Origin of the sequence: Vibrio sp. AIC-3 (assembly GCF_013114515.1) — a bacterium.
GTDB lineage: Bacteria > Pseudomonadota > Gammaproteobacteria > Enterobacterales > Vibrionaceae > Vibrio > Vibrio crassostreae_C.
Window position 1 is genome coordinate 20,484 of sequence record NZ_VTXG01000027.1, and the last position, 24,589, is coordinate 45,072.

Sequence of the window (24,589 nt, forward strand, 5' to 3'; positions counted from 1 at the left end):
ATGAAGATTTTAAGCCTAGAATTTGAAAACCTGAACTCTTTGAAAGGACGTTGGAAGCTCGATTTCACCCAATCACCGTTTGCAGAAAATGGTCTGTTTGCGATTACTGGCCCAACAGGGGCGGGTAAAACCACCATTCTTGATGCGATTTGTTTGGCATTGTTCCACCGCACACCGCGTTTAAAGAGCATCGCTAAAGGCAACAACGAATTAATGACGCGTGGCACGGGTGAGTGTTTTGCTGAACTGGAATTTGAAGTTCAAGGTAAAACGTACCGATCTAATTTCCACCAAAAGCGAGCGCGTGGAAAACACGATGGCGCATTGCAAACGCCAACGTGCGAGTTTGCCGATGCGGACACCGACAAAGTCTTAGAGACCATGTTGACCAAGAAGACCAAGCTGGTGGAGCAGGTTACAGGGCTCGATTTCTCGCGCTTCACTAAATCCATCATGTTGTCTCAGGGGGAGTTTGCGGCGTTCTTAAATGCCAATGCTAACGACCGTGCAGAGTTATTGGAAGAGTTAACAGGCACAGAAGTCTATAGCTTGATTTCAGAGCGTATCTACGATCATTTTAAGTCGAGTGAAGAGTCACTTAATCACCTTAAAGCGAAAGCAGAAGGTGTGAGCTTACTGTCTGAAGAGCAAATCAAAGAGCTAACCGCAGAACGAGAAACGTTAGAAGCCGAGCAGAAGCGTTTGTCTGAGCAGTTAAAAGAGTGGCAAGCGCATCTTAGCTGGTGGAAAGACGTGACAAAAGCTGAGCAAACTATCGCGACCAGTGAGCACGATCTTAAAACAGCTCAAGATGAACTAGACCGTAACCAACCTGCGCTAGAGCGTTTGGCAAACAGTGCACCAGCTGAAAAGCTGCGCCCAATGCACAAAGATTTAAGGCGTTGCGAACAAGAGGTGAACACTACTCAAGCTCACCTAGATAACAGCACCAAGTTACTTGCCGTGCGTGATGCAGAAAAGCAAGACGCGCAAACTAAACTGACGCAAAGCAGTGCGATTGTCGAACAGGTAAAAACCGAGCAACAAGATCAAGAGAAGATCATCGATCTGGTGCGTCCGCTAGATAACCAAATCGTCGTACTCAAAGATAAACAAACTGCGGCCGTTAATGCAGCGAATACGCTTAACGAGCAACATACGCAGCAGCGCAATCAACAGGTTGTTTTAGTCCAAAAAACAGATGCACTGAAGCAACAAGATAAACTCAGCACTGAGTACCTAAATACGCATCAAGCTGACCAACATCTGGAAAAATACCTAGGTCAGTGGCAAGCAAAGGTCGAGCAAGTTCGTACTCTAGAGCGCCAGCATTCAGAGCAGTTGAATTCAGCGAAGCAAGCTTTGTTTGCAGTTGATGCACATCAAACGATCATCAAATCCGCGCAAGATGCTAAAGCAACGCAAGATAAAACTTTAGCTGAATTGGTTGTTCTCGAGAGTAGTGCAAAGCAACAGTGGGAAGCCTTGCAAGGCAACACTAGCGAGCAAGTGTTGAATTCGCAAAAAGATCTGTTGGAGTTTTGGAATCGCAATACGCACTCATTACTCGAGATCAATCGTGGTTTCCTAAATGCCCAACAACAGCTGCACGCAAAAACACAGGCACATCAAACCAACACCCAGTTGGTCGACAAGCTTTCGAAAGAGCGTGAAGTGTTGCTTCTGCGATACCAAGAAAAAAAGACCTCACTTGAACGTTTAGTTCGCTTAATTGATCAAGAAGGTGACCTTGCGAAATACCGAGCGTCATTGAAGCCAGGTATGGATTGTCCATTGTGTGGTTCAACAGACCATGCGATCGAACAATCACAAAGTTCGAAGGATTTGAATGCCCAGAAAGAGCTTGAGGAACAAGAATTAGCAGCGATTCAGAAAGAAGGCCAAGAGCATCGTCAGCAGTTAGATTCTCTTACCCTTGTGATTGTGGCGCTTAACGATGACATTCAACGTGCGCAAGCGGATATTCAACAAGCTCAGCTGAATTGGCAAGGCGTCGTCGGCAAGCTTCAACAGAGCTTATCGGATTTCGTTGGCACGGCTCCTGAACTGGCGCTGCTAGCGATTAACGATTTAGGAAATGAAGCTACGGTTACGACCTTTGCTCAGCAGTGTGAACTTCAACTAAGTCAGATCTCACAGCAACTCAAAGCGTTGAGTGATGCTAAAGCGCATTATGCCGAAGCTGAGAAACAACGCCTGTCTGCGAGTGTCGAAGCTGATAAAGCGCAGTCTAATTTAGAGTTAGCTGAGCAGCGCTTAGCGGATCTGAATAAGCAAAACCAAGTCGCAAACGAACAAGTGACTCAGATAACTCAAGCGAAAGAGCAGCAATGGAACGCTTTGAAAGAGAGCATTGTTCAAACTTCTATCGAAGCGCCTGAACTTGAACATATCGATGATTGGTTTACTGCGAAATCGCAAGCATCAAGCACATGGCAGAAAACCAAACAGCAACAGGCCGATATTGAGAAGCAACTGATTACTCAAAATGCCGAATTGAAAACGTTAGACGACAAGCTAAGCAGCGCTGAGAAAGAGCTTGCGACACTGACGCAACAGAGTGAGTCTTTAGTGTCAGAACTCACTCGTGTAACGGCTGAAAGAACAGAGTTGTTTGGTGACAAAGACATTCAAGCCACCAGCAATGCGATGAAGCAAAGAGTCACTGAAGCAGTAAATGCATTTGATGCCGCGCAGTTAGTGCTTAACCGCAGCGAACTTGAACATCGAACCGAGCAAACCAAACACACTGGTTTCTCGGACGAGTTAGTCAGTAAGCAATCGAGCTACACACAAGCGTCGAATGCTTGGTTAGAAGCGCTGAAAACTAGCCCGTTCGAAGATGAGGCTAATTTTGAAGCAGCGTTGTTAGATGAAGAGGTTAGAACTCAACTTCAAAGCCTGAAGAAGTCTTTAGACGAAGCGATTGTCAGTGCGCAAGCTAGGTTGAACGCCGCCAAAGCGACACAAGTGGATCTACTAAATCACGAAAATGCGAAAGCATGGCAAGAGCAAGACCAACAGCAAGTTGAAGAAGCGACGACTGAGTGTCAAAACGCACAACAAAGCCATGCAACCAAGATCGGCGCAATTTCTGCCAATCTTGAAACGGATAGCCAGAACCGCAGCAATCAGCAAGATCTGTTTAAGCAGATCGACGAGCAACAAGTCGAGTTTGATGATATTTCACGTCTGAACTCACTTATCGGCTCTAAGAACGGCGATAAATTCCGTAAGTTTGCCCAAGGTTTAACGTTGGAAAACTTGGTGTACCTTGCGAACAAGCAGCTACAGCGTTTGCATGGTCGTTACGAGCTTAAACGCAAAGCCGACGATGGTTTAGAACTGCAAGTGCTCGACACATGGCAGGGCGATGTGATGCGTGATACCAAGACGTTATCAGGTGGCGAAAGCTTCTTGGTGAGCTTGGCGTTGGCATTAGCGCTTTCTGATCTTGTGAGCTACAAAACCAGTATTGATTCTCTGTTCTTAGATGAAGGTTTCGGCACGTTGGATAGTGACACATTGGACATTGCCCTTAACGCGTTAGATAACTTGAATGCATCAGGCAAGATGATCGGTGTCATTAGCCACGTTGAAGCACTGAAAGAGCGAGTGCCCGTTCAGCTTAAAGTGACAAAACACTCTGGCTTAGGTGTGAGTGAGATGGAGAAGCAGTACAAGGTTGTCGCTTAGGTTGTTACTTTGGTTCTTGCTAAATTTATCTGCGCAGAAATAGAAACAGAGCTAGATGAAGCAGATCCCCGACTCAGTCGTTCCTCCTTCTCGAGGATGACGGAGTCGGGAGTAGTCACAAATCACTACGCAGTCACTCCTTAAAGTCAGGAACGAACGTCATAGAGAACTAGGCTTTGTTCGTATTGCCTTCGTCATTCTCTAAAGCGAGGTACGAACGTAATAGGGAATCTAGATTTGTTCGCATTACCTTCGTCATTCCCTAAAGCGAGGTACGAGCGTAATAGGGAATCTCTAGTAAACGCAGGAAGTGGATGCTTCAAGAAGGGAACGGCCATGCACAAGAAACCCCATTTACCGACTAAGATATGTCCTGTTTGCCAAAAGCCTTTCGCATGGCGTAAAAAATGGCAGCGCTGTTGGGATGACGTGATCTACTGTTCTGAACGTTGTCGTCGTAATAAGTCTTAGTCCCATAATCTGAATAGATCAGGTCAATCCTCATGATCTAAACCCGTTAACTCCAATATTTCCTTCCTTTGTCGTAATTTTGATGATCCTTTAATCGTTTCGTCATTCATTTCTCAAGTTAATATTTCTATCTGTAAGATAAGTGATGTATAAAGGCGGCATGAAGATACCTAAAAGAATACAGCCTTTAGTTGACGACGGTTTAGTCGACGAGGTGACAAGCCAACTCATGAGTGGCAAAGAAGCATCGGTGTACATTGTGCGCTGCGGCGATACGATCCGTTGTGCCAAGGTATATAAGGAAATAAGCCAACGCAGCTTCAAAAAAGCGACCGCGTATCGTGAAGGCCGAAAAGTCCGAAATAGCCGCCGCGCTCGAGCGATGGAAAAAGGCTCTGGCTTTGGTCGTGAACAACAAGAAAAGGTTTGGCAAAGTGCTGAAGTGGATGCCTTATATAAACTGGCAGAAGCGGGTGTTCGTGTGCCTGTCCCTTATGGTTGCTTTGATGGCGTACTGCTTATGGAGCTGGTCACTGACGATGAGGGTTACGTTGCACCACGTTTGAACGATGTCGTTATGTCAGCAGAGCAAGCGATCGAAGACCACGCCGTGATGATGACTTACGTAGTTAAAATGCTGTGTGTTGGTTTGATCCATGGTGACTTGTCTGAGTTCAACGTATTGGTGGATGAGTACGGTCCAGTAATTATCGACCTACCACAAGCGGTTGACGCTTCGGCTAACAACAACGCTGAGTGGATGCTGGCTCGTGACATCAATAACATCCGTGACTATTACGCTCAGTTTGCTCCTGAACTGGCAAAAACCGAGTATGCCAAGGAAATGTGGGCGCTGTACGAGAAAGGCGACTTGAAGCCAGACAGCAAACTGACGGGTGAGTTTACGGAAACCGACGACTTGGCTGATATCGAAGCCATCATGCAAGAGATAGACGCTGCGCGAATTGAAGAACAACATCGACGCGAGCGAGCTAAAGAAGAGAAAGAAGGTGTTGACGATACTAAGTTCAATTGGGCTGAATAATCGTGATGATCAGTTTTGATCTTTAGCTAGATATCAACCAAACGCCTTTTAAAACAGAGGCGTTCTTTCTAAATAAAAACCCAATGGAGCTTCAACTCTGTTGGGTTTTCTTTTTTAGCACTAATGAAAGACGGACACTCGTATCAATTACCAATTTAACTGTTCACCATCGTAAGCGTAGAAGTGCCCACTGTTATCCGGTGTAGCAGTGCGAATAATATCGACCAACTGATGGGCGACATAGCTTGACTCAAACAACTTACCTTCAAGGACATTGGTCTGAAAAGGCTTCGACAGAGCTGTGTCTGTCGTGCCCGGGTGCAGAGCCAACACGGTGCCTTTCTTAATGGTGCGTTGCCATTCGATCGACATGGTTTTGATAAACATATTTAGGGCTGCTTTCGATGAGCGGTAGCTATACCAACCGCCTAATCTGTTGTCTGAAATACTGCCAACCTTTGCGGATACCACAGCAAACTTTGGATTGTCGCTCGCTTTAAGTATCGGCGTGAAGTGTTTTGCTAATAACAAGCTGGGCAGGGTATTCACAGAGATGTTTTTGAGGAAAAACTCAGGGTCGATGGAAGACAAGTTCTTTTCCGGTCCAAGATCTGGAGTGTGGAGCATACCCACGCAGTTGATCAGCCAATCAAGTTGTTCAAACTCAGAACTCAAGCGCTTAATATCAGCTTCGTCGGTGGCGTCGACTTTGTGCCAGCTCAAGCGATTGTTTTCTAGTTCCGGCTGTTGAGAGTGGTAAGTCGCGTCTACATGCACATCAAGAAAATCAAACCGAGAGAGCTCAGATAATAGGTGTTTAACCACAGCGAAACCAATACCGCCGCTCCCACCGACCACCAATATGTGTAATCTGAGTTGCTCCACCATTATAAGTTCTCCAAGTTTGTGATTCGTTGTTCAGCAGTATCGAGAATCGCTTGTTGTGATTGCTCATCCATGTTGTCCCAAGAGCGATATAACATGCCCATACGTGGGTTGCGGTTTAACGCATCGCGGTGCTGGTCCATAAAGCGCCAATACAAGCTATTGAAAGGGCAAGATTGCTCGCCGCTGCGTTCTTTTATCTTGTAGTGACAGCCTTTGCAGTAGTCACTCATGCGGTTGATATAGGAACCGCTGGCAGAGTATGGTTTGGTTCCTACGATCCCGCCATCCGCAAAAAGTGCCATACCTCGCGTATTTGGCATTTCAACCCACTCAATCGCGTCGACGTAAATACCGAGGTACCAACTATCGACTTGGTCAGGGTCTATACCCGTGATTAAACAGAAGTTGCCAGTGATCATTAACCTTTGGATGTGGTGCGCGTAAGCAAACTCAAGAGACTGGTCAATCGCATGCTTCATGCAGTTCATCTTGGTTTGTCCGTCCCAAAAGTAATGGGGCAGGTTATTATGTGCTGAGTAATGGTTTTTGTTGGCGTAAGCAGGCATGTTTGCCCAATAGACGGCGCGTATGTACTCTCGCCACCCCAGTATTTGGCGTACAAATCCTTCGACCTGTGCAATATCGATGCTTGGCTTATCTGGTGAGCTGTCTCGAAGACAGGATGCTTGGTAGGCCGACAGTGCTGCATCAATCACTTCTTTAGGGCTCAGCAGTTTACTGTTCAGCGAGAACGATATACGGCTATGATACAAGCTCCATTTAGAGTCGTGCTCTGTCGTCATCGCATCTTGAAACTGCCCAAATAACGGCAAGCAGACTTGGCAGAAATGAGCGAGTAGAGACAAGCTTTGTGCGCGGTTCACCGACCATAGTAACTGGTTACCGACTTGACCAATGGTTTGTACTTGGTGACGTTCGATACGTTGCAAAATGTCGGTTATGTCATTGGTAAACATTAGCGGCTGAGGCAGGTTTTCGATGTCTTGTTTCTTGAGTTTCTTTCGATTGTTCGCGTCGTAATTCCATTTGCCGCCAACGGGCTTTCCGTCTTCTAACAAAATGTCGAAACGCTTTCTCATTCGGCGATAGAAGTGCTCCATCATGATGTGTTTGTCTTTCGGAAACTGTTGTTCGATCTCTTCGAATGGAAAGAGGAAGTGTTCTGTATCACAACAACCTTTGGTCGCATTGGTGAGCTTGAGCTTGTTCATCTGCTCTAAAAGGCGATATTCATCTGGCCTTTGATATTCGAATTTCTCTGCGCCGAATTCGTGTACATAGTGCTTTAGAAGTGTGTCTAGGTTTTCAAATTGCGTTGTGTCGTCAAGAGTAAGGTGGAGTACTTGATGACCTTGTTCTTTGAGTTCGTTAGCGAAGTAACCCATCGCACAGAAAAACGCGGCCACTTTTTGAACGTGAGAGGCAACATAATCTGTTTCTTGTTTTAGCTCAGCAATGATGTAAATAACGTCATCGTTAACCTGTCTAAACCATGAATGCTCAATGTTGAGTTGGTCACCTAATACAAGTCGTACCGTTTTAAATTTCATAATGCGTCCTGGTTTGTGAGGCTTGTTGTGACTGCGTTACCGCCTGTCCATTGATTGATGAAGGCATGGTCTGGGTCGTACATTTCAGTACGTTGATTCAAATCGAAATGACGTGATTTGTTAATTATTAGACGCTTACGAGTTGATAGGCTGACAAGATCACAAATGACTACTCTAAGTGGGAAATAGGAGATTTCGATCAGGATGAGTGTGTTGAAGAGGATATCAAGCCAACCAATAATACCGATAGAGGTTGGCAATGCCGGTTATTTTTGAGTGTCGAACTGGAGCTTCTATTCCATTGGAACAACGAGAATATCGATAGGGGAAGTATCGATGATCTGTTTAGAATGGGAGATGAGCTTATGCCAAAAATCATGGTGATGGCCGCATAGCAATAGGTCAACGCCGTTGGCTTCGATGGCATTTTTGAGCTTATCGTTCAAATCACCCGTTCCCACGAAAATGTGCTTGATTGGGTGTTTGGCGTAGGCTTCAAACTCTTTCAAATGCTTAACGGCATCTTCATTGATGGGTAAATCACCGTCATTTCCCTGAATATCAACGAGCTCTGGATAAATTTCTCCATGCGTACCATCGATATAAACAAATGAAATGCCAGCCTCCAGTTTATCAGCGAAGAAGGTCGCTCTATCAATGAGAATCTTGGTGTCGTCAGACAGTTCAAGTGCGACCAGAATATGTCGGTAATCCATAATTAAAGCCTCTTGTTGTGAGTTATGTAACAAGCATAGTTTCTGTTGACGCAAATGATATCGAAGAGATCTCATATTCCGTAAAATCATCATTCAATGTTCTTCTAAGCACTATCGTATTTATATCGCTTTGATTGGTAAGAAATTTACAAAAGGTTGATATAGTGGTTGAAGCGCTAGCTTATGCTGTTAGATAGGCTTGATAGTTCAATGCGCCAATAACGAAGAGGCATCAATGACAGCACTACTAACCATTCCCACTCGAACATTAGGTTTCGACTACGATATTGAGATCCGAGACTGGTCTCAAAAGCTCGTCGGCTTTCATGTGTTTGAAGATGGTAGACGACCGCTTGATGGAGGCATTGGGCTGAGCCTCAACCTTGTTGAACAGTTTGACGTGAATGGTCGTTGGCTAAATTCATTACCTGCGCGTTATCGTGAAATCACCGACGACTTTCCAGAATACCAATACCAGATGTTGTGGCTTGCTGCGAATACTTATGAAGCCGCGCAATTGCTTGAATTAAGGCCTGTTATTTTGGCTTTGATCTGCATGAAATACAGTGTCGACAACAAGAAAGCACTGGCACTAAGTCGCTTAGGGCAGAAGAAGATCCTTACCAAGTTGGGCTTAGACGGCAGCAAGGCGACACTCAAATTCATCGACAAGCTAGAGCTTCATTACAATGTTGGTGATGAACTCGACCACATTGTTCGTATTCTCGAACCGCTGCAAAGACGAGTCCTTAAGTTTAAGCATTACTCAAAAGTTGGATACACAGCCCTGCGTTTGGACCAAGTTCATCCATTTCTAACTGGCAGCCGATTAGGGATTGCAATGGTGGAAGAGGGTAGACTTAATGCACCGTCGAAGATGGCGATGTTCCAAGATGCGATATTGTTAGGGCAAGATTTGGAGATGGATGATCCACTGCGTGCGATTACCAGTCAGAACTCTTTTGCGATGTTTGAGCAACTGCATGACCGCTGGACGGAGCAACGCCAATTACGACGCTTGGAGGGTAACTGCCCAATGGATAAAGACATCCCTTATCCCGTTCCTTTACTTGGCAATGACAACATTCATCCGCTCACGGATTATTACGACCTTGAACACGAAGGCATCGAGCAGAAGCACTGTATTGGCGTGTATCACAACCGAATCATGAGCGATCGTTATGTGGTGTTCCGCATGCTCAAGCCTCAGCGTTTAACCATAGGTTTACGCCGCGTCCCGAGCAAAGCATTTCCTTTTGAAATAGACCAAATCTGCGGAAAACGAAATGCACCTCCGTCGGAATCCGCTCGCCAAGTGATTCACGACTGGCTAGAAGCGAGTAAGCAAAAATATCCTAAGCAATAGCCATTAAGTAGAAGGAATACAGGATGTTTCAACAAGGCGATCTTTGCCCTCATTGTGGTTTGATTATTGTGATGCCTACGGATCTGCAAGGTGAATGCCTAGGATGCGGCGAAGAAATTAATCAAGACCCAGCAGACGATTACGACGAAGAAGAGTAGCTTTACCTACACTTAGATTAAACAAGGCTAGGATAGCCGAATTACTCTCTTTAAAAGGACGGAAAAATGCAGAAAGTAATCTTTAGAAATTGCGATGAAAACTCACCTTATTGGCATGAGTTAGAGGGCTTATTTCAAAGTGAATGGTCTGATTTCAAGTTTAAAGATACATATAAAGAAAACGTACAACTCCCTCCAGTAATAACAGTACTTCGCGATAATGTGGTCATTGGTGGCTTGGCGTATTCCTATTTTCAAGAACCTCACCAAGTTCGTGATGTAGTGTGGATCAACGCTGTGTTTGTCGACCCTCAATGGCGCGGTCAAGGCATTGCCAGTGAACTGATTAATCGTGGTGTCAGACAGGTTTCTTCTGCAGTGCAAACTCAACTCTACGCGTACACCAATATCATGGGTCTCTACCAAGGGCTAGGTTGGTCAATCGTAAATATCGAATCAGAACCGAACCATAAAGTGATGAGTATTGAGCTTAATCGATAAGCTCGGAATAAAAGCCTGATATTAGTTTATCTGCCGTTCGAGTAATGAATTTCTCCCTTTCATCCATAATGCATAAACCTGTTAAATTTTCGTTGAAACTCATGCCGATATCGCCTTTAAATCAAACAACTAGCTGTTGATTAAAACGATCAAGACGATTTATTGCAGCAGTTGTTGAGCACAAAGCCTATATTGACTAGAATGACGCACTTTTTTTATTTACGTACATACAGGTAATGAACATGAGCGATACTAATTCAAGACCAGCTTTACCAGATCATCTTGCAGGCAACCCACGCAGCCCACACCACGTTGCTGAGTGTTTCGAATACCCAATCGGCATTCGTCTAAATGGTAAAGAGCGTACTGATGTTGAAGAATACTGCATCAGCGAAGGTTGGGTTAAGATCCCTTCTCCAAAAGCGCTAGATCGTTTTGGTCAGCCAATGCTTATTACTCTAAAAGGCACTGTAGAAGCTTTTTACATCGACGCATAATCATGTCGTGTGGCTAGCTAATACTTCGAGTAATTAGCTAATGTTTGCTTAATTAGCCGACATCAAGCCACCAAGCGTTATTACCTAAAAGGGTCTAGAGAAATCTAGACCCTTTTTGTTTGCATTGATTTTAGCGAACTTCTTTAATCAATAGCCCAAACCACCTTCATAAAACCAAAATTGTTGTTATTCACTATGCATTCGCAGTAATAACAAAGTTGTTGTTGGTTGATTTATGTTCGCTCGCTCTTTTTGGATTTATTCGTACTCGAAAGTTCTGATGTTTAATTAAACAGATACAAACAAAAATATGAAGCGCAGTCTAATTAAATGAAACTAATATGCTGTATTTAAAGTTATTTTTTGTTAATAACTACCTCTATCACAGAAATTAATCCTGAAGCACATACAATTCCCTTGATTTCGAATGAGCGCTAAATTTTTCGTTCGAGCATTTAAATTCTTCCTTCGCCCAATAATTATGAGGTTCTTATGTTTGGAATATTCAAACCTATGGCGCATATCGATCGCTTGTCATCAGATAAGATCGATAGCACCTACACACGACTACGATGGCAGCTGTTTCTTGGCATCTTCGTTGGCTATGCGGGGTACTACTTAGTCCGTAAAAACTTTAGTTTGGCGATGCCTTATCTCATTGAACAAGGTTTTAGCCGTGGAGAACTAGGGGTTGCATTAGCGGCGGTATCTATCGCTTACGGCTTATCTAAGTTCTTAATGGGCAGTGTTTCTGACCGTTCTAACCCTCGTTACTTCCTCAGCGGTGGCTTGTTAATGTCGGCACTGGTGATGTTCTGCTTTGGCTTTATGCCTTGGGCAACAGGCAGCATCACTGCGATGTTTATCCTGCTGTTCTTGAATGGTTGGTTCCAAGGTATGGGTTGGCCAGCTTGTGGACGAACCATGGTTCACTGGTGGTCACGAAAAGAACGTGGTGAGATAGTGTCAGTATGGAACGTTGCTCACAACGTGGGTGGCGGTTTGATTGGCCCAATGTTCTTGTTGGGGCTGTGGGCTTTTAACGACGATTGGCGAACCGCTTTTTATGTTCCTGCATTTTTTGCCACTCTCGTTGCTGTCTTTGTTTGGTTTACTGTAAGAGATACACCTCAATCTTGCGGCTTACCACCGATTGAAGAACATAAAGACGATTACCCAGACGACTACGATACGTCTCATGAGAAAGAAATGACGGCGAAAGAGATCTTCTTTAAGTACGTTTTCTCTAACAAGCTGTTGTGGTCAATCGCTATTGCCAATGCGTTTGTTTACCTTATCCGCTATGGCGTACTCGATTGGGCTCCAGTTTACTTAAAAGAAGCAAAAGACTTCTCTGTAGATAAATCATCTTGGGCTTACTTCTTGTATGAGTGGGCAGGTATCCCTGGCACCTTATTGTGTGGTTGGATTTCAGATAAGTTATTCAAAGGCCGACGTGCACCTGCAGGTATCTTGTTCATGGTTCTAGTGACAGTCGCTGTGTTGGTATATTGGCTGAATCCAGCAGGTAACCCAACGGTTGATATGCTGGCACTGGTTGCGATTGGTTTCCTTATCTATGGTCCTGTAATGCTGATCGGTTTGTATGCACTGGAACTTGCGCCTAAGAAAGCAGCGGGTACAGCGGCTGGTCTAACGGGTTTGTTTGGTTACTTAGGTGGCGCGGTTGCTGCGAACGCAATACTCGGCTTTATGGTTGACCATTACGGCTGGGATGGCGGCTTCATTATTTTGGTCGGCGCTTGTGTGGCTTCAATCATCTGTCTGCTTTACGCCTTCTTAGGTGAGCGTGCGCACCATAAACAAAAAGATCTCGAACGAGAGAGAGAAGCGCTAGCTCAGTAGTGTATTTACTGAATCACATCTATAAATAACAACAGAGGCAGGTATATCCTGCTTCTGTTTTATCAAGGGAAACAATAATGAAAACAACGTCACTGTCTCTGACCTTATTAGCACTAAGTTTATCTACAAATGCGTTCGCCGATCCTTTAGTGATTGCGCATCGCGGCGCTTCTGGTTATTTACCTGAACACACTTTACCCGCTAAAGCGCTCGCTTACGCAATGAAACCCGACTACATCGAACAAGATGTCGTGATGACCAAAGACGACCAATTAGTGGTTTTGCATGATCATTATCTAGACCGCGTCACCGATGTCGCGGATCGCTTTCCAGATCGTGCACGTGACGATGGCCGCTACTACGCGATTGATTTTACGCTCGCTGAGATTAAATCCCTGAAAGTGACCGAAGGCTTTAACCTCGATGACCAAGGTAAAAGAGTGGCAGGGTACCCAACGCGCTTCCCAATGTGGCAGTCTGATTTTCGTGTCGCTACCTTTGCAGAAGAGATCGAGCTGATCCAAGGCCTAAATAAGACCTTAGGTTATGACGTGGGCATCTATCCTGAAATTAAAGCACCTTGGTTCCATCGTCACGAAGGCAAAGATATCTCCAAAGCGGTACTTGCAACCTTGCATCAATATGGTTACCTATCAAAAGACGACAAAGTGTATTTGCAGTGTTTTGACGCCAATGAACTTCAACGCATTAACGATGAGCTCATGCCAGCGATGGAAATGGATCTTAAGCTCGTTCAGTTGATGGCTTATACAGATTGGAATGAAACCATGACGTACCAAGGTGACAAAGCAACGCCGTACAGTTACGACTGGATGTTTGAAGCTGGTGGCATGGAAAAAGTGGCGTCTTATGCGGAAGGAATAGGCCCTTGGAAGCCAATGTTGGTGGACGATGCATCGACCAAAGATAACATCATTATTAAACCGTTAATGAAGTCAGCAAAAGACGCGGGCTTAGATGTTCACCCGTACACGTTCCGTGCTGACCCAGGAAGAATCCCAGCTTATGCTGATAACTTTGATGGCATGTTGGATGTCTTCTACAACCAAGTCAAAGTTGATGGTGTGTTTACCGACTTCCCAGACAAAGCGGTCGACTTCTTGAACCGTTAATACCCCGTCAGTTACAAGCTATTAGTAACGAGATACTAAGAGCCAAAAGCACCGACTAAAGGTGCTTTTGGCTCTTCTTTCACTTTTTGGATCTCCTTGTACTGGCCTCGAAATCCTACCTATATTCTTCTTTCTCAGCCCGCATTTTGATATTCACTCGGTTTACAGCTATAACCTGACTTGATAGGTTACTCCCAATGCAGCCAGATGCTTAATCTATAAGTGTTTATCGGCTCAACCTGATATTGAATTTGGAAAGATCATGGAAGAAAGAAGCAAAGCTTATCTTGATAGCTACCTCAACACATTACCAGCAGACGTTGCTTCGCAATACACCTCCTTTAGTGCTGATTATTACTGCGCCGACGAGTACAACGCTAACCTCTGCGCACAGTTGATTTTAAAAGGTGAAAAACAGGCGTCCTGCGGCCTTGAACACTGGTATACCCATGAAGGCGAGACGAGACCCATAGTTGGTCACTTGCAAGTCGTCACCGATTGGGATGGTAAGCCCGTATGTATTGTTGAGATCACGTCGGTGTCGTCGTGCAAATACAACGAAGTGACGGCGGAGTTTGCTGCTGCCGAAGGCGAGGGTGACAAAACACTCGAATGGTGGAAAGAAGCTCACTGGAACTTCTTCTCTCGTGAATGTGAAGAGCTCAAAATCTCACCAAGTGAAGACATGTTACTTATGTTGGAGCGTTTTAAAGTGGTTTATAAATAGTGAAGTCCCAGCGCGTGATGTGTTGAATCGGAAGGCATGGCACTTTGACCTTCATTTGACCAACGCCAGATGATTAACAATCACAAGGAGAGTGATGTGAAAATAGCGATATTGGATGACTACCAGAACGTTGTAAAAGACCTCGATTGCTTCAACAAACTCGAACAACACGATGTCACTGTATTTACCCAGACATACTCAGAGCAAGAGCTCGTCGCTAAGTTGGTCTCGTTTGAAGCCATTGTGCTCATTCGTGAAAGAACCGAGATCACCAAAACTTTGTTATCGCAGCTCCCAAACCTCAAGCTTATTAGCCAGACGGGTAAAGTGAGTAACCATATCGACCCGCAAATGTGTGAACGATTTGGCATCACCGTTTTAGAAGGCCGAGGCTCGCCAGTTGCGCCCTCCGAGTTATGTTGGGCGTTGATTATGGCTGCATCGCGCCACATTCCCACTTACGCTTCAAACCTTAAACAGAACCAGTGGCAGTATTCTGGCTCGTTAGGGCTAGGTCGAACTTTGAAGGGCTTAAAGCTAGGTATTTGGGGCTACGGCAAGATCGGCAAATGCATTGCACAATATGCCCAAGTATTTGGGATGCCTGTCGTAGTGTGGGGTAGCAAAGCTTCACGCGATCAAGCGCAAGCAGATGGTTTTGAAGCAGCAACAACTAAACAAGACTTCTTCCGAGAAGTTGATGTGCTTTCTTTGCATTTGCGTTTGAATGATGCGACCAGAGGATGTGTTACGGCACACGACCTAAGCTTGATGAAGCCGGACTCACTGTTTGTGAACATCAGCCGTGCCGAGTTAGTCGAACCGATGGCCCTGTATCATGAACTACGCGAGATACCGACCAAAACAGCCGCTATTGATGTGTTCGATTGTGAGCCAGTAACAATAGACACCGAACCGCTATTGTCCTTACCAAACGTCACAGCGACTCCACATTTGGGCTATGTTGAACAAAATAGCTACGAACTCTACTTCGATATCGCTTTCGACAACATTCTGTCCTATCAAAGAGATGGCTTATAAAGGCGCGATGACTAATGCAGGAGGCAAGATGACAAAGCTAATCGAATTAACAGAAATAGTCTTATTCGACTGGGGCAATACGCTGATGGTCGATTTCCCAGACGCACAAGGGAAGATGTGTGACTGGGAAACGGTACAAGAAGTGAGTGGTGCTCGTGCATTACTGGCTGAACTCTCCAAAAATCATCAAGTCTACGTTGCCACCAATGCTGGTGATTCCAGTAAAGACGACATCATTCGTGCCTTTGAGCGCGTTGGCCTGTCTCAATATATCTTGGGTTACTTTTGTAAGGCGAGCATTGGCTTTTCTAAGTTCGAGTCGGGGTTCTATCCTGCCATTATTTCTAAGCTCGGTGTTGCACCACCAGACATCACCATGGTTGGCGACACTATAGAGAAAGACATTTACCCAGCACTTGAAGCGGGTTTGCACGCGGTGTGGTTGAACACGGAAGGAGTTGAGCTTAAGTCACAGCATCCGAATGTCATGCAAGTTCAATCCCTAAGCGAACTGTTGGAAAAGCGCGATTAACTCTCTGATATTAAGTTCAGATAAAGCGCTTGTCTGTTTTGACGCAAGCCTCTCATCTCTTTGCTGTTTAATCTTCTAAGCTAACTTTAGTTTCCACTATGAGGGCTAGGTTATGAGTATCGAACGTCATGGAATATCGGTTGGAATTGAACGTGTTAGCGGTGAAACCATCGTTGTGTTTAAAGCGAAAGGCAAACTCACACACGATGACTATCAAGCAATGATGCCAATTCTAAATACCACGCTAGAAGAACTCGATTCATCTAAACTCAAGATGCTGGTCGACATCTCCACCTTAACGGGTTGGGAGTTGCGTGCTGCTTGGGATGATTTCAAACTGGGATTAGAGCTCAATTCGAAGATAGACAAAATCGCGATTTATGGTGATAAAAGCTGGCAAGAAATGGCATCAAAAGTCGGCAGTTGGTTTGTGTCGGGTGAGATTAAGTCATTCGAAGACCATGACTCTGCGCTTAAGTGGCTAGTCGATTGATTCTATCTACGGACCGCTAGCGAACAACCAATAAATAACGCTAATGACGGTTAACGAGCATTGTGCTTAAAAGCTGTCATTTTTTGTTTTGGCTATGATATTTCCTATTCGATTCAATAGAGTATATTCATTCCAGCGTGTAACATACCCAGGCTTTGTTTGGTCGCGACTAATGGTGTGGCTTGATTCAGTAAGAACGAGAACTAAAACAGAAATAAGGTCTAACGACATGCATAAGGTAATTGATAAGCTGGCTTGGATATTCATCAAAGACGGCAAGCTGTTGATGGTCAGATCAAAAGGCAAAGAACTGTTCTATCTACCGGGTGGTAAGCGTGAAGCTGGCGAAAGTGATGAGCAAGCACTGGTTCGCGAAATCAAAGAAGAGATCTCAGTTGATTTAGTGCCTGACTCCATCAAATACGTCGAGACGTTTACAGGCCAAGCTGATGGCAAAGCGGAAGGCGTATCGGTGCGATTGACTTGCTATCTTGCTGATTATACTGGCGAACTGTCTCCAGATGCTGAAATCGAAGAGCTTAAGTTTGTTGATGGCAACGATAGAGCGGTATGCTCATTGGCGGCACTGGTTGCGCTTGATTGGTTAGAAGCGAACCAATATTTGGCTTAAGGTTTTATCTGATATTAGCTCATGCTGAAGATTGCTCTTCAAAAGATCATCGCTTACGAATAGCTTGAAGGGCGGCTGTCTTTCATCAACAGGTCGAGTTTCCTTTGAGCTTTCTTCGTGTCTTGTAAATCCACCACCTCAATCATTTCACACTCATCTCGTACCATCTCATTAATTAGGCTTGGGTAGTGTCGGCAATCTTCTGGTCGGTCTAAGTAAATGCTACATGTGTACTTGGCTTGAGCCTTGGTGTCTTTCGTCGGAACCAGCTCCAGAAAAGGGCAGCGAGTTAAACGTTCGCCAGATACAGGGTCGAACCAGATCTCGCTTCCTCGAACATATTCAAAGATGTCTGGGTTGAACAACTCCCACAAATCGATCTCTTCTTGAGTCGCGGCAAGGTCGCCATCTCCGTATTTGATACAGCATTTTCCGCATTGATTACAATCTTTCATTATCGACTTCATAAGTTGGTGAGCTTTTATCATTTTACCACTGATAGGCGTGGCACGTTGATTTTGTTGTTCATGGTTAAGCCGTTACGGGGAGGGATCTTGGAATGGCGGTGCTTAAAATCAATTTATCTATGCACCACCACTCCAATCAAAGCTGTAAACAGTGATACAATTTGCGCCTCTCACGTTATTCAAACAAAGGCATCAAGATGAGAACCGTATACACCGCCGAAGGCAACATTAACGCAAAGAAACAAAAAGAGGCTTACCCAAAGCTCGCTTTATGTGACAAGTGCGTTGGTGACTATGTGGTTATTGAGCAACATGAACGAACTTACAAGCCTTGTGCTAAATGTGGTGCCGATGATTAATGCGCCTTGATAAATACCTATGTAAAAGCACTGACCTAACCAAGCCTGAAGCGATTGAACGCATCCATAATGGCGAGGTGAACGTAAACAGTGAAACAGTCACCGATGAATCGACTCAGGTTCATGAAACCAACGCCATCTTGTTTAATGGCATGCCGCTTAAATTGCGTGAATTTCGATACCTCTTAATGCACAAGCCTGCGGGTACTATCTGTTCTAATGTCGATGAAGTTTATCCTTCATTGTTCAACTACATCGAGATAGACAAAGCATCAGAACTGCACATCGCAGGGCGCTTAGATGCCGACACCACAGGTTTAGTCTTAATTACCGATGATGGGCGCTGGTCATTCAATATTACGCTGCCAACCAAGTCTTGTAAGAAGGTGTATCGCGTGACATTGTCACGAGACATCAAAGACGATGTCGCTGATAAGTTTAAAGCGGGCATTCAATTGCAGGGCGAACAAAAGCCGACGCGTCCGGCAGAGCTCGAGGTGATTACCAGTAAAGAAGTGCTGTTGACCATTACAGAAGGCAAGTTTCATCAAGTAAAACGAATGTTTGCTGCGGTCGGGAATCGAGTTGTTGGCCTACACCGTGAACAGATTGGTGACGTTCGTTTGGATGTTGAAGCAGGCCAGTGGCGTTATCTAACTAAAGCCGAAGTCGACTCATTTCAGCAAGACTCTGAATAAACACCGTAACCACTTAAAGCGTTAAGCGTGTCAGCACAAGAACATCAACACTATAAGGATGTAGGATGGAAAACCTCAAAGTCTCAGAAATTAAGTCTTTCGTGCCCGCGAAAGACTTCGATTTATCTAAGCGTTTTTACCAGTCAATCGGCTTCGAAGTGATGTCTGAATTTCACGATATCGCCTATCTACGACACGGCAGTTGTGCGTTCCTTCTGCAAAATTTTTATGAATCTGCGCACTGTCACAATTACATGATGCACTTGCTGGTTGAAGACGTAAAAAGTTGGTATCAACACATTCAAAACTCTAATGTAGTGTCGGAATTTGAAGTCAACGTTTCCGAGGTTGTTGAACAGCCTTGGGGAATGCTTGAGTTTTGTATCACTGACCCAAGTGGTGTGCTGTGGCGTGTGGCTGAAAACATCAGGCCGCGTTAATTCATCCAACTTGCATTAAGGCGAGTGAAAACTTCAAATTATCCATCTGTTTCTTTATTTATGCCGACATAAGGCAATGATCAAATAGGTTCAAACATGGATATAAAGGCTAAAATGCACAGCCAAGACGTTTACTACTGTGACGACGTTGATTTGGTTGCTGAGCAAACTCAATGCTTAGAAGTGCTATACGATTTCAACCATACTCGCCCGAGCGAAGGTGATAAACGACAACAAATCATGAAGCAACTGTTCGCCGAAGTCGGTGAGGGCTGCTACATCGAGCCGCCGTTACACGCGAACTGGGGGCGTCACACCCACCTAGGCAACAACGTATACGTGAACTTCAATCTAACTCTGGTCGACGACACAGACGTATTCATCGGCGACAACGTGATGATTGCGCCTAACGTGACCATAGCCACTGGTACACACCCCATCAGCCCAGAACTCAGGCTAAAAGCAGCGCAGTTCAATGTTCCCGTTCGTATTGGCAACAATGTATGGCTTGGCGCGCGCACCGTCGTACTTCCCGGTGTCACCATTGGTGAAAACTCAGTAATAGGCGCAGGGAGCATCGTTACCAAAGACATCCCAGCAAATGTAGTTGCAGTCGGTAACCCATGCCGTGTGGTACGCGAAATCAACGAACGCGACCGAGAGTATTACCACAAAGATCGCCGCATTCCTGATGAACTAAAGTAAGCGACTTTTCGCAGTATTGTGAGGGTCTCACGGCACGTCATGCTATACAGAAAAATTCTACATTTTCCACATAGCTGAAATTAGCTGTGACATAAGCCATTATTATGTAATGGCTTAGTTGCATATTGCCTGTCTATCTTAGAAACTAGACCGAATTATTCTGGGTTTTAGTGCAGAATTTTTCTGTTTGATAGCTGTTATATGTACAGGGAGTTTCAATGAAGGGTTTTCTCAAAGGGATTTTAGCTTATCTTGTTGTGATCTCGGTAGCTCTGCTAATTTCTCGCAATTTTTTTGATTACCTATCCACAATAGACTTGGTTGACTACATTGCATATGCCGGGGTTTTACTTGTTGTATTGGCAGGCATTACATTTGATGGTAACAATCCAGCTAATCAAGACTTTTTATCGTTAATGATTCATCGTGAACTTGTGTCCCGAACCAATGACTTTCAAGACGAAAGTAATAAAGTAAGTTTTGCAGTTAATGTCGGATTGATAGGTGTATTTTTACTTATTACTAGTGGTGTAATGGCTTGGCATATTAGTAAGTAAAACATATAACAAGGCGCCTAAATCTGAATTGTAAACGCGTGCCGAACTCAGACATGGTACACATCCACTCACAGCGTAGCTAAGCGTTATGCCTCGTAATTCTTCCTGAGTTAAAGTAACTATCCATATCTAGTTTAGGTTCACGGTGCCTTTCTTAACTATTTGGTAGAGTGGCATTTCAATGAGCATGGGGGTTTTGTAATGGGAACTGTAATCGGTTTGGTGATTCTAGTTGCTATAGATTGGTATCTTGTTCGTAAAACAGGGCTTCATATTCATAATTGGATTTCTAAAAAGTATGCCGCGTATCTGTCGAAGAAGGGAAACAAAAAATAACCTTTCTTATTAAGTCATCGGTATAAAAAGCGTTATCTGCTATTCATTTCACACACTGCAAAGATTGGAGGATTCATGAAAGGTAAAGGAAAGTGCCTATGTGGCTCAGTTGAGTTGGAAGTAGAGTACGCCAGTAATGAATTGGGGGCTTGTCATTGTAGTATGTGTAGAAATTGGTCTGGCGGTCCGATGTTAGTCATTGATTGCTCTGATTCCGTCAAAATATCAGGTGAATCAAATGTAGTGAGATATAAGTCATCCGATTGGGCTGAGAGAGGGTTCTGCGGTAAATGTGGTACTCACTTGTTTTACTTTTTAGTGCCAAATAATCAGTATCACCTTCCTGTCGGTTTATTGATGTCTGGGGATGACTACAAGTTAACTCATCAGATATTCATCGATGAAAAGCCCGAATACTACGAATTTAAAAATGAAACACATAATATGACTGGTGCAGAGGTATTTGCCCACTTTGAAAGTGGAGAGTAAATATGAAGCGAGATTTTTCTAAATTAGCGACAACCGATTACGGAAACATACTAAGTAACGAGCACTTTATTGACTTTAGTATTGGTCCTCTTTGGCAGGGAATGCCGCCAATTTTTGGAGAAGCGTTTACTGTCCAGTTAACGTCTGGTGATAATTTAATGCTTCATTCAGCCATATACGAAGCACCAAAAGGTTCCATCATTGTAGTGGATGGAGTTGATAGCGAATATGCAGTAGCCGGCGGTAATGTATGCGCAGTCGCTAAGAGTCGAGGTATCAAAGGTTTTATTATTGATGGTGTCATTCGAGATTTGAATGAAATTTCAGATATGAATTTTCCAGTTTTTGCGAAAGGTGTTCATCCAGTACCGGGAAAGAAAGAGGTCTATTCTGAATTGGGTGCTCCAATCACTTGCGGGGGAGCAAAGGTGTATACGGGAGATATCATTGTTGCTGATGTAGAGGGTATTGTCGTTATTCCTAAATCAAGAAAAGATGAAGTGTTTCTAATGGCTTCAAAGAAAGCAAGTGACGAAGCTTCATTAACACTCGCTGAGTGGGAAACGAGTCATAGGGCTAAAATAGCCCAAGCAATAACGTCTGCGAAACAAAAAACTTAATTGGTGCAGCAAGTTGATTTGTAATGCGTGGCATTTGTCATCAATTAACAGGCGTTAGGCGACAACGAATAAATTCATCCATGGAGAAGAGAGTGATCGTACGGACTGCGACGAAAGAAGACTCAAGTGTCTTGTTAGAGTTTATTGAACAAAAAGCTGACTTTGACCGGAGTATGAAAGGGTTTAGTGGTGAAATCTCGACAACTATAGAGAAAATCGAACGCACATTATTTGGTGATTACGCATTTGCCCATGCATTAATATTAGAACGGAATTGTGAGCCTTTTGGCTTCGCACTGTATCACTATCGATATTCATCCTTCAGTGGAGAGCCATCAATCTGGCTTGACGACCTATTGGTTACAGGAAATCAAAGATCACAAGGGTATGGCCGTGAACTTATGTTGGCTTTAAAGTCACAAGCGGAGTCATCATATGCCTCTCACATCTCATGGACGGCAAGTCCACATAATAAGAAAGCGCATGATTTCTACAAAAGGTTGGGTGCAGAGGTTGAGCGAATGGATGGTCAAAGACCTTATTTTCGTTGGGCAATGTGCGATTCGTAAATGAATCAAAAGGGAACTATGAAAATAACGACGCTGGTTGATAACTCTCGACTGGATAACAGGAAAGATTTAGCCGTTGAGCGCGGACTATCACTGCATATTGAAACTGAATCGCTAAAGATCTTGTTCGATATGGGAAGTGGCGATACGTTTTGTCAAAACGCACCATTACTGGGTATTGATATTAAAGATGTAGACCTCGCTGTCATATCACACAGGCATCATGATCATTGTAATGGCACCGCTGATTTTGTTGCTCATAACTCTAAAGCCAAAGTGTTTCTGAAAAATTGCGAACAGAAAAGCTATCATTTCCGGGCTTTCGGTTTCAAAAGTGATGTCGGGATCAATCCGGACTTACTAGAAAACAGCAACGAGCGGTTAGTCTTCGTTAATCGTACTACTGAGATCGCCCCAAATGTCTTTGCTATCACAGATATTAGCGTGAAACACGAACAACCTAAGGGTAATAAATACCTTTATACACAGTCGGAAAATCGACGGGAGCGCGACTCATTTGATCATGAATTACTGTTAGTGATTAAAGAGCCAGATGGTTTAGTTATATTCACGGGATGTGCGCATAGTGGCGTTCTTAATATGGTTGATACAGCGGTTACTCTGTTCCCAGGAGAGAGAATAAAAGCGGTTGTCGGGGGCTTCCATCTAGTGGGCTTACCATTGTTCAATAGTATTGGTGGCACAAAGCAAGACATTAGAGATCTTGGATTGACGTTGTCTCAATACCCCATTGATAAACTGTATACAGGGCACTGCACAGGCAAGAAAGCTTATGAGTTGTTGAAAGAAGTATTAGGCAAGCGTCTGGAAGCAATGCCGACAGGTCGGCGTATTCATGTGTAGCGTTGGTCAAACCTTAGATGGATGTTAGTTAGGTCACGATGAATAAACAAAAACTAAAGAACCTCATTCAACAAGTTCCTGAGCTAATCGATACAGCCAAAGTATGTCGTGAGGTGGGCTTGCCAAACTTCTATATTGCAGGCGGAGCTATCACTCAAATCATCTGGAATGATATCGAAAACAAACCGCTTCTAGACCAAGTCAAAGACTTCGATGTTGTCTATTTCAATAGTACCTCAGCTATCACCGAAGATGAGTTCAAAAACCGCATTCGTTCGCGGTTAAGTCATTGTGTCGACGTGGACGTGAAGAACCAAGCGACCATTCATGAGCATTACGCTAAGAAGTTCGGTTGCTTCATTCAACCATACGATCGTGTTGAACAAGGTATCGAGTCTTGGCTCTCTGCATTTGCTATCGGGTTTACTTTGAATGATTCAGGCGGCATCAAGTTGTTTTCACCATACGGTGTAGAGGATGCGTTTGATATGCTGATTAAACCGAATAAGCGAGCAATGACAGAAGAAAATTACAACAAAATGACCACTGGCTATAAGGCTCGATGGCAGCAAGTAAAAGTGCTTCCTTGGAATTGATCTATAAAGCTTTGTGGGATCGCTCTTAACATTGGGTATTTAATTCAGTTTGGCGTCAGTGGTAAATTTGAATCTAGTCTCAGCATTGTTAGTGACTTAGTTGTACGTTATGTGATTTGGAAACAACGAGGTCTGGTTTATGAAATACGCTCCAATTAAAGATGAAATTACGTTTGATGATTTCGCAAAATTAGATATTCGTGTCGGCTTAATCGTAAAGGTTTCTGAAGTCGCTAAATCAGATAAGCTGATGAAACTCACCGTCGACTTTGGCGATCATCAGCGATCAATCTTGGCTGGCATTAAACAAGAGCGAGAAAACCCGAAAGAAATCGAAGGCAAGCAAGCTTTGTTTGTTGTGAACTTGCCTGAAAGAAAGATGGCGGGTGAAGTGTCTCAAGGGATGTTGTTTGATATTGGTTATGAAGACAAATTAAATCCGTGTTTAGCTTGTCCTGAAACCGAAATGCCTAATGGTGCTCGAGCTGGGTAACGTACACATAAACGTGAACAATAATGTAAGACGGAATAACGCG

General features: G+C 44.1%; 29 protein-coding genes. 25 read left to right on the forward strand and 4 right to left on the reverse strand.

The window, feature by feature from the left end; translation table 11 throughout:
• From F0229_RS16825 to F0229_RS16835, 3 genes are all read left to right on the forward strand, one after another.
• Nucleotides 1–3,717: an AAA family ATPase gene (locus F0229_RS16825; RefSeq protein WP_171733301.1), complete on the forward strand. Its 3,717-nt coding sequence runs from the start codon at nt 1–3 to the stop codon at nt 3,715–3,717.
• Nucleotides 3,718–4,053: 336 nt separating this feature from the next.
• Nucleotides 4,054–4,188 carry a DUF2256 domain-containing protein gene (locus tag F0229_RS16830; protein ID WP_081324519.1) on the forward strand — a complete coding sequence of 45 codons (135 nt, stop codon included), beginning with the start codon at nt 4,054–4,056 and terminating at the stop codon, nt 4,186–4,188.
• A 160-nt stretch (nt 4,189–4,348) separates the two neighbouring features.
• Entirely contained in the window at nt 4,349–5,233 is an 885-nt protein-coding gene (locus F0229_RS16835; RefSeq protein WP_029235559.1) for a PA4780 family RIO1-like protein kinase, read from the forward strand.
• A 147-nt stretch (nt 5,234–5,380) separates the two neighbouring features.
• On the opposite strand, the gene F0229_RS16840 is transcribed toward F0229_RS16835, so the two are convergent.
• The 3 genes from F0229_RS16840 to F0229_RS16855 all read right to left on the reverse strand — a co-directional run bounded on the left by F0229_RS16840 (nt 5,381) and on the right by F0229_RS16855 (nt 8,408).
• Nucleotides 5,381–6,121 (reverse strand): SDR family oxidoreductase, encoded by a 741-nt coding sequence (locus F0229_RS16840; protein WP_171733302.1) that lies wholly within the window; start codon nt 6,119–6,121, stop codon nt 5,381–5,383.
• Nucleotides 6,121–7,692 (reverse strand): cryptochrome/photolyase family protein, encoded by a 1,572-nt coding sequence (locus F0229_RS16845; protein WP_171733303.1) that lies wholly within the window; start codon nt 7,690–7,692, stop codon nt 6,121–6,123. The genes F0229_RS16840 and F0229_RS16845 overlap by 1 nt, the downstream gene beginning before the upstream one ends.
• 293 nt (nt 7,693–7,985) lie before the next feature.
• A complete protein-coding gene (locus F0229_RS16855; protein WP_017063967.1) occupies nt 7,986–8,408 on the reverse strand; it encodes a universal stress protein in 423 nt (140 codons plus the stop codon).
• 235 nt (nt 8,409–8,643) lie between these two features.
• Here F0229_RS16855 and F0229_RS16860 point away from each other — a divergent pair, with 235 nt between their 5' ends.
• From F0229_RS16860 to F0229_RS16905, 11 genes are all read left to right on the forward strand, one after another.
• Entirely contained in the window at nt 8,644–9,774 is a 1,131-nt protein-coding gene (locus F0229_RS16860; RefSeq protein ID WP_017059201.1) for a PcfJ domain-containing protein, read from the forward strand.
• Between the two features lie 23 nt (nt 9,775–9,797).
• Entirely contained in the window at nt 9,798–9,932 is a 135-nt protein-coding gene (locus F0229_RS22015) for a hypothetical protein (RefSeq protein WP_017059202.1), read from the forward strand.
• A 66-nt stretch (nt 9,933–9,998) separates the two neighbouring features.
• On the forward strand, nt 9,999–10,433 hold the full coding sequence (locus tag F0229_RS16865) for a GNAT family N-acetyltransferase (protein WP_017059203.1): 435 nt from the start codon (nt 9,999–10,001) through the stop codon (nt 10,431–10,433).
• A 242-nt stretch (nt 10,434–10,675) separates the two neighbouring features.
• A complete protein-coding gene (locus F0229_RS16870; protein ID WP_017059204.1) occupies nt 10,676–10,930 on the forward strand; it encodes a DUF3297 family protein in 255 nt (84 codons plus the stop codon).
• 492 nt (nt 10,931–11,422) lie between these two features.
• On the forward strand, nt 11,423–12,796 hold the full coding sequence (gene glpT / locus F0229_RS16875; RefSeq protein ID WP_029235174.1) for a glycerol-3-phosphate transporter: 1,374 nt from the start codon (nt 11,423–11,425) through the stop codon (nt 12,794–12,796).
• A gap of 77 nt (nt 12,797–12,873) precedes the next feature.
• Nucleotides 12,874–13,929 (forward strand): glycerophosphodiester phosphodiesterase, encoded by a 1,056-nt coding sequence (gene glpQ / locus F0229_RS16880; RefSeq protein ID WP_171733304.1) that lies wholly within the window; start codon nt 12,874–12,876, stop codon nt 13,927–13,929.
• 262 nt (nt 13,930–14,191) lie between these two features.
• Nucleotides 14,192–14,656 carry an ASCH domain-containing protein gene (locus F0229_RS16885; protein WP_171733305.1) on the forward strand — a complete coding sequence of 155 codons (465 nt, stop codon included), beginning with the start codon at nt 14,192–14,194 and terminating at the stop codon, nt 14,654–14,656.
• 96 nt (nt 14,657–14,752) lie between these two features.
• A complete protein-coding gene (locus tag F0229_RS16890) occupies nt 14,753–15,697 on the forward strand; it encodes an NAD(P)-dependent oxidoreductase (protein ID WP_171733306.1) in 945 nt (314 codons plus the stop codon).
• 28 nt (nt 15,698–15,725) lie between these two features.
• Nucleotides 15,726–16,229 carry an HAD family hydrolase gene (locus tag F0229_RS16895; protein WP_171733307.1) on the forward strand — a complete coding sequence of 168 codons (504 nt, stop codon included), beginning with the start codon at nt 15,726–15,728 and terminating at the stop codon, nt 16,227–16,229.
• A 112-nt stretch (nt 16,230–16,341) separates the two neighbouring features.
• Nucleotides 16,342–16,722 (forward strand): STAS/SEC14 domain-containing protein, encoded by a 381-nt coding sequence (locus F0229_RS16900; RefSeq protein WP_017059209.1) that lies wholly within the window; start codon nt 16,342–16,344, stop codon nt 16,720–16,722.
• A 229-nt stretch (nt 16,723–16,951) separates the two neighbouring features.
• A complete protein-coding gene (locus tag F0229_RS16905) occupies nt 16,952–17,353 on the forward strand; it encodes an NUDIX domain-containing protein (RefSeq protein WP_171733308.1) in 402 nt (133 codons plus the stop codon).
• Between the two features lie 53 nt (nt 17,354–17,406).
• Here the strand turns inward: F0229_RS16905 and F0229_RS16910 are convergent, their stop codons facing one another.
• Nucleotides 17,407–17,808, reverse strand: coding sequence for a YkgJ family cysteine cluster protein (locus F0229_RS16910; protein ID WP_171733309.1), 402 nt, complete (start codon nt 17,806–17,808; stop codon nt 17,407–17,409).
• A 209-nt stretch (nt 17,809–18,017) separates the two neighbouring features.
• Here F0229_RS16910 and F0229_RS16915 point away from each other — a divergent pair, with 209 nt between their 5' ends.
• The 11 genes from F0229_RS16915 (at nt 18,018) to F0229_RS16965 (ending at nt 24,546) form a co-directional block, all read left to right on the forward strand.
• Nucleotides 18,018–18,179, forward strand: a complete 162-nt coding sequence (locus F0229_RS16915; protein WP_171733310.1) for a hypothetical protein — start codon at nt 18,018–18,020, stop codon at nt 18,177–18,179.
• Complete coding sequence (locus tag F0229_RS16920) at nt 18,179–18,877, forward strand: pseudouridine synthase (protein ID WP_102333290.1); 699 nt, start codon at nt 18,179–18,181, stop codon at nt 18,875–18,877. The genes F0229_RS16915 and F0229_RS16920 overlap by 1 nt, the downstream gene beginning before the upstream one ends.
• A 65-nt stretch (nt 18,878–18,942) precedes the next feature.
• Nucleotides 18,943–19,317, forward strand: coding sequence for a VOC family protein (locus F0229_RS16925; RefSeq protein ID WP_017068321.1), 375 nt, complete (start codon nt 18,943–18,945; stop codon nt 19,315–19,317).
• A gap of 96 nt (nt 19,318–19,413) precedes the next feature.
• Nucleotides 19,414–20,022 (forward strand): sugar O-acetyltransferase, encoded by a 609-nt coding sequence (locus F0229_RS16930; RefSeq protein WP_171733311.1) that lies wholly within the window; start codon nt 19,414–19,416, stop codon nt 20,020–20,022.
• A gap of 218 nt (nt 20,023–20,240) precedes the next feature.
• Nucleotides 20,241–20,579, forward strand: a complete 339-nt coding sequence (locus tag F0229_RS16935; RefSeq protein WP_171733312.1) for a hypothetical protein — start codon at nt 20,241–20,243, stop codon at nt 20,577–20,579.
• Nucleotides 20,580–20,990: 411 nt separating this feature from the next.
• The gene (locus tag F0229_RS16940; RefSeq protein WP_017068325.1) at nt 20,991–21,404 is read left to right on the forward strand and encodes a GFA family protein; all 414 of its coding nucleotides are present in this window, start codon (nt 20,991–20,993) and stop codon (nt 21,402–21,404) included.
• 2 nt (nt 21,405–21,406) lie between these two features.
• Nucleotides 21,407–22,024, forward strand: a complete 618-nt coding sequence (locus F0229_RS16945) for an RraA family protein (RefSeq protein WP_102333295.1) — start codon at nt 21,407–21,409, stop codon at nt 22,022–22,024.
• A gap of 80 nt (nt 22,025–22,104) precedes the next feature.
• Nucleotides 22,105–22,593, forward strand: coding sequence for a GNAT family N-acetyltransferase (locus tag F0229_RS16950; RefSeq protein ID WP_029406105.1), 489 nt, complete (start codon nt 22,105–22,107; stop codon nt 22,591–22,593).
• Between the two features lie 18 nt (nt 22,594–22,611).
• On the forward strand, nt 22,612–23,457 hold the full coding sequence (locus F0229_RS16955; RefSeq protein WP_029235170.1) for an MBL fold metallo-hydrolase: 846 nt from the start codon (nt 22,612–22,614) through the stop codon (nt 23,455–23,457).
• A gap of 38 nt (nt 23,458–23,495) precedes the next feature.
• Nucleotides 23,496–24,053 carry a nucleotidyltransferase family protein gene (locus tag F0229_RS16960; RefSeq protein WP_017068328.1) on the forward strand — a complete coding sequence of 186 codons (558 nt, stop codon included), beginning with the start codon at nt 23,496–23,498 and terminating at the stop codon, nt 24,051–24,053.
• A gap of 139 nt (nt 24,054–24,192) precedes the next feature.
• Entirely contained in the window at nt 24,193–24,546 is a 354-nt protein-coding gene (locus F0229_RS16965) for a tRNA-binding protein (RefSeq protein ID WP_017087128.1), read from the forward strand.
• The last annotated feature ends 43 nt before the right edge of the window (nt 24,547–24,589 follow it).

Excerpts from the sequence above, each read along its gene's own strand:
- F0229_RS16825 (WP_171733301.1), top strand. The coding sequence starts at position 1 with ATGAAGATTTTAAGCCTAGAATTTGAAAACCTGAACTCTTTGAAAGGA.
- F0229_RS16830 (WP_081324519.1), top strand. The coding sequence starts at position 4,054 with ATGCACAAGAAACCCCATTTACCGACTAAGATATGTCCTGTTTGCCAA.
- F0229_RS16835 (WP_029235559.1), top strand. The coding sequence starts at position 4,349 with ATGAAGATACCTAAAAGAATACAGCCTTTAGTTGACGACGGTTTAGTC.
- F0229_RS16840 (WP_171733302.1), bottom strand. The coding sequence starts at position 6,121 with ATGGTGGAGCAACTCAGATTACACATATTGGTGGTCGGTGGGAGCGGC.
- F0229_RS16845 (WP_171733303.1), bottom strand. The coding sequence starts at position 7,692 with ATGAAATTTAAAACGGTACGACTTGTATTAGGTGACCAACTCAACATT.
- F0229_RS16855 (WP_017063967.1), bottom strand. The coding sequence starts at position 8,408 with ATGGATTACCGACATATTCTGGTCGCACTTGAACTGTCTGACGACACC.
- F0229_RS16860 (WP_017059201.1), top strand. The coding sequence starts at position 8,644 with ATGACAGCACTACTAACCATTCCCACTCGAACATTAGGTTTCGACTAC.
- F0229_RS22015 (WP_017059202.1), top strand. The coding sequence starts at position 9,798 with ATGTTTCAACAAGGCGATCTTTGCCCTCATTGTGGTTTGATTATTGTG.
- F0229_RS16865 (WP_017059203.1), top strand. The coding sequence starts at position 9,999 with ATGCAGAAAGTAATCTTTAGAAATTGCGATGAAAACTCACCTTATTGG.
- F0229_RS16870 (WP_017059204.1), top strand. The coding sequence starts at position 10,676 with ATGAGCGATACTAATTCAAGACCAGCTTTACCAGATCATCTTGCAGGC.
- glpT (WP_029235174.1), top strand. The coding sequence starts at position 11,423 with ATGTTTGGAATATTCAAACCTATGGCGCATATCGATCGCTTGTCATCA.
- glpQ (WP_171733304.1), top strand. The coding sequence starts at position 12,874 with ATGAAAACAACGTCACTGTCTCTGACCTTATTAGCACTAAGTTTATCT.
- F0229_RS16885 (WP_171733305.1), top strand. The coding sequence starts at position 14,192 with ATGGAAGAAAGAAGCAAAGCTTATCTTGATAGCTACCTCAACACATTA.
- F0229_RS16895 (WP_171733307.1), top strand. The coding sequence starts at position 15,726 with ATGACAAAGCTAATCGAATTAACAGAAATAGTCTTATTCGACTGGGGC.
- F0229_RS16900 (WP_017059209.1), top strand. The coding sequence starts at position 16,342 with ATGAGTATCGAACGTCATGGAATATCGGTTGGAATTGAACGTGTTAGC.
- F0229_RS16905 (WP_171733308.1), top strand. The coding sequence starts at position 16,952 with ATGCATAAGGTAATTGATAAGCTGGCTTGGATATTCATCAAAGACGGC.
- F0229_RS16910 (WP_171733309.1), bottom strand. The coding sequence starts at position 17,808 with ATGAAAGATTGTAATCAATGCGGAAAATGCTGTATCAAATACGGAGAT.
- F0229_RS16915 (WP_171733310.1), top strand. The coding sequence starts at position 18,018 with ATGAGAACCGTATACACCGCCGAAGGCAACATTAACGCAAAGAAACAA.
- F0229_RS16920 (WP_102333290.1), top strand. The coding sequence starts at position 18,179 with ATGCGCCTTGATAAATACCTATGTAAAAGCACTGACCTAACCAAGCCT.
- F0229_RS16925 (WP_017068321.1), top strand. The coding sequence starts at position 18,943 with ATGGAAAACCTCAAAGTCTCAGAAATTAAGTCTTTCGTGCCCGCGAAA.
- F0229_RS16930 (WP_171733311.1), top strand. The coding sequence starts at position 19,414 with ATGGATATAAAGGCTAAAATGCACAGCCAAGACGTTTACTACTGTGAC.
- F0229_RS16935 (WP_171733312.1), top strand. The coding sequence starts at position 20,241 with ATGAAGGGTTTTCTCAAAGGGATTTTAGCTTATCTTGTTGTGATCTCG.
- F0229_RS16940 (WP_017068325.1), top strand. The coding sequence starts at position 20,991 with ATGAAAGGTAAAGGAAAGTGCCTATGTGGCTCAGTTGAGTTGGAAGTA.
- F0229_RS16945 (WP_102333295.1), top strand. The coding sequence starts at position 21,407 with ATGAAGCGAGATTTTTCTAAATTAGCGACAACCGATTACGGAAACATA.
- F0229_RS16950 (WP_029406105.1), top strand. The coding sequence starts at position 22,105 with ATGGAGAAGAGAGTGATCGTACGGACTGCGACGAAAGAAGACTCAAGT.
- F0229_RS16955 (WP_029235170.1), top strand. The coding sequence starts at position 22,612 with ATGAAAATAACGACGCTGGTTGATAACTCTCGACTGGATAACAGGAAA.
- F0229_RS16960 (WP_017068328.1), top strand. The coding sequence starts at position 23,496 with ATGAATAAACAAAAACTAAAGAACCTCATTCAACAAGTTCCTGAGCTA.
- F0229_RS16965 (WP_017087128.1), top strand. The coding sequence starts at position 24,193 with ATGAAATACGCTCCAATTAAAGATGAAATTACGTTTGATGATTTCGCA.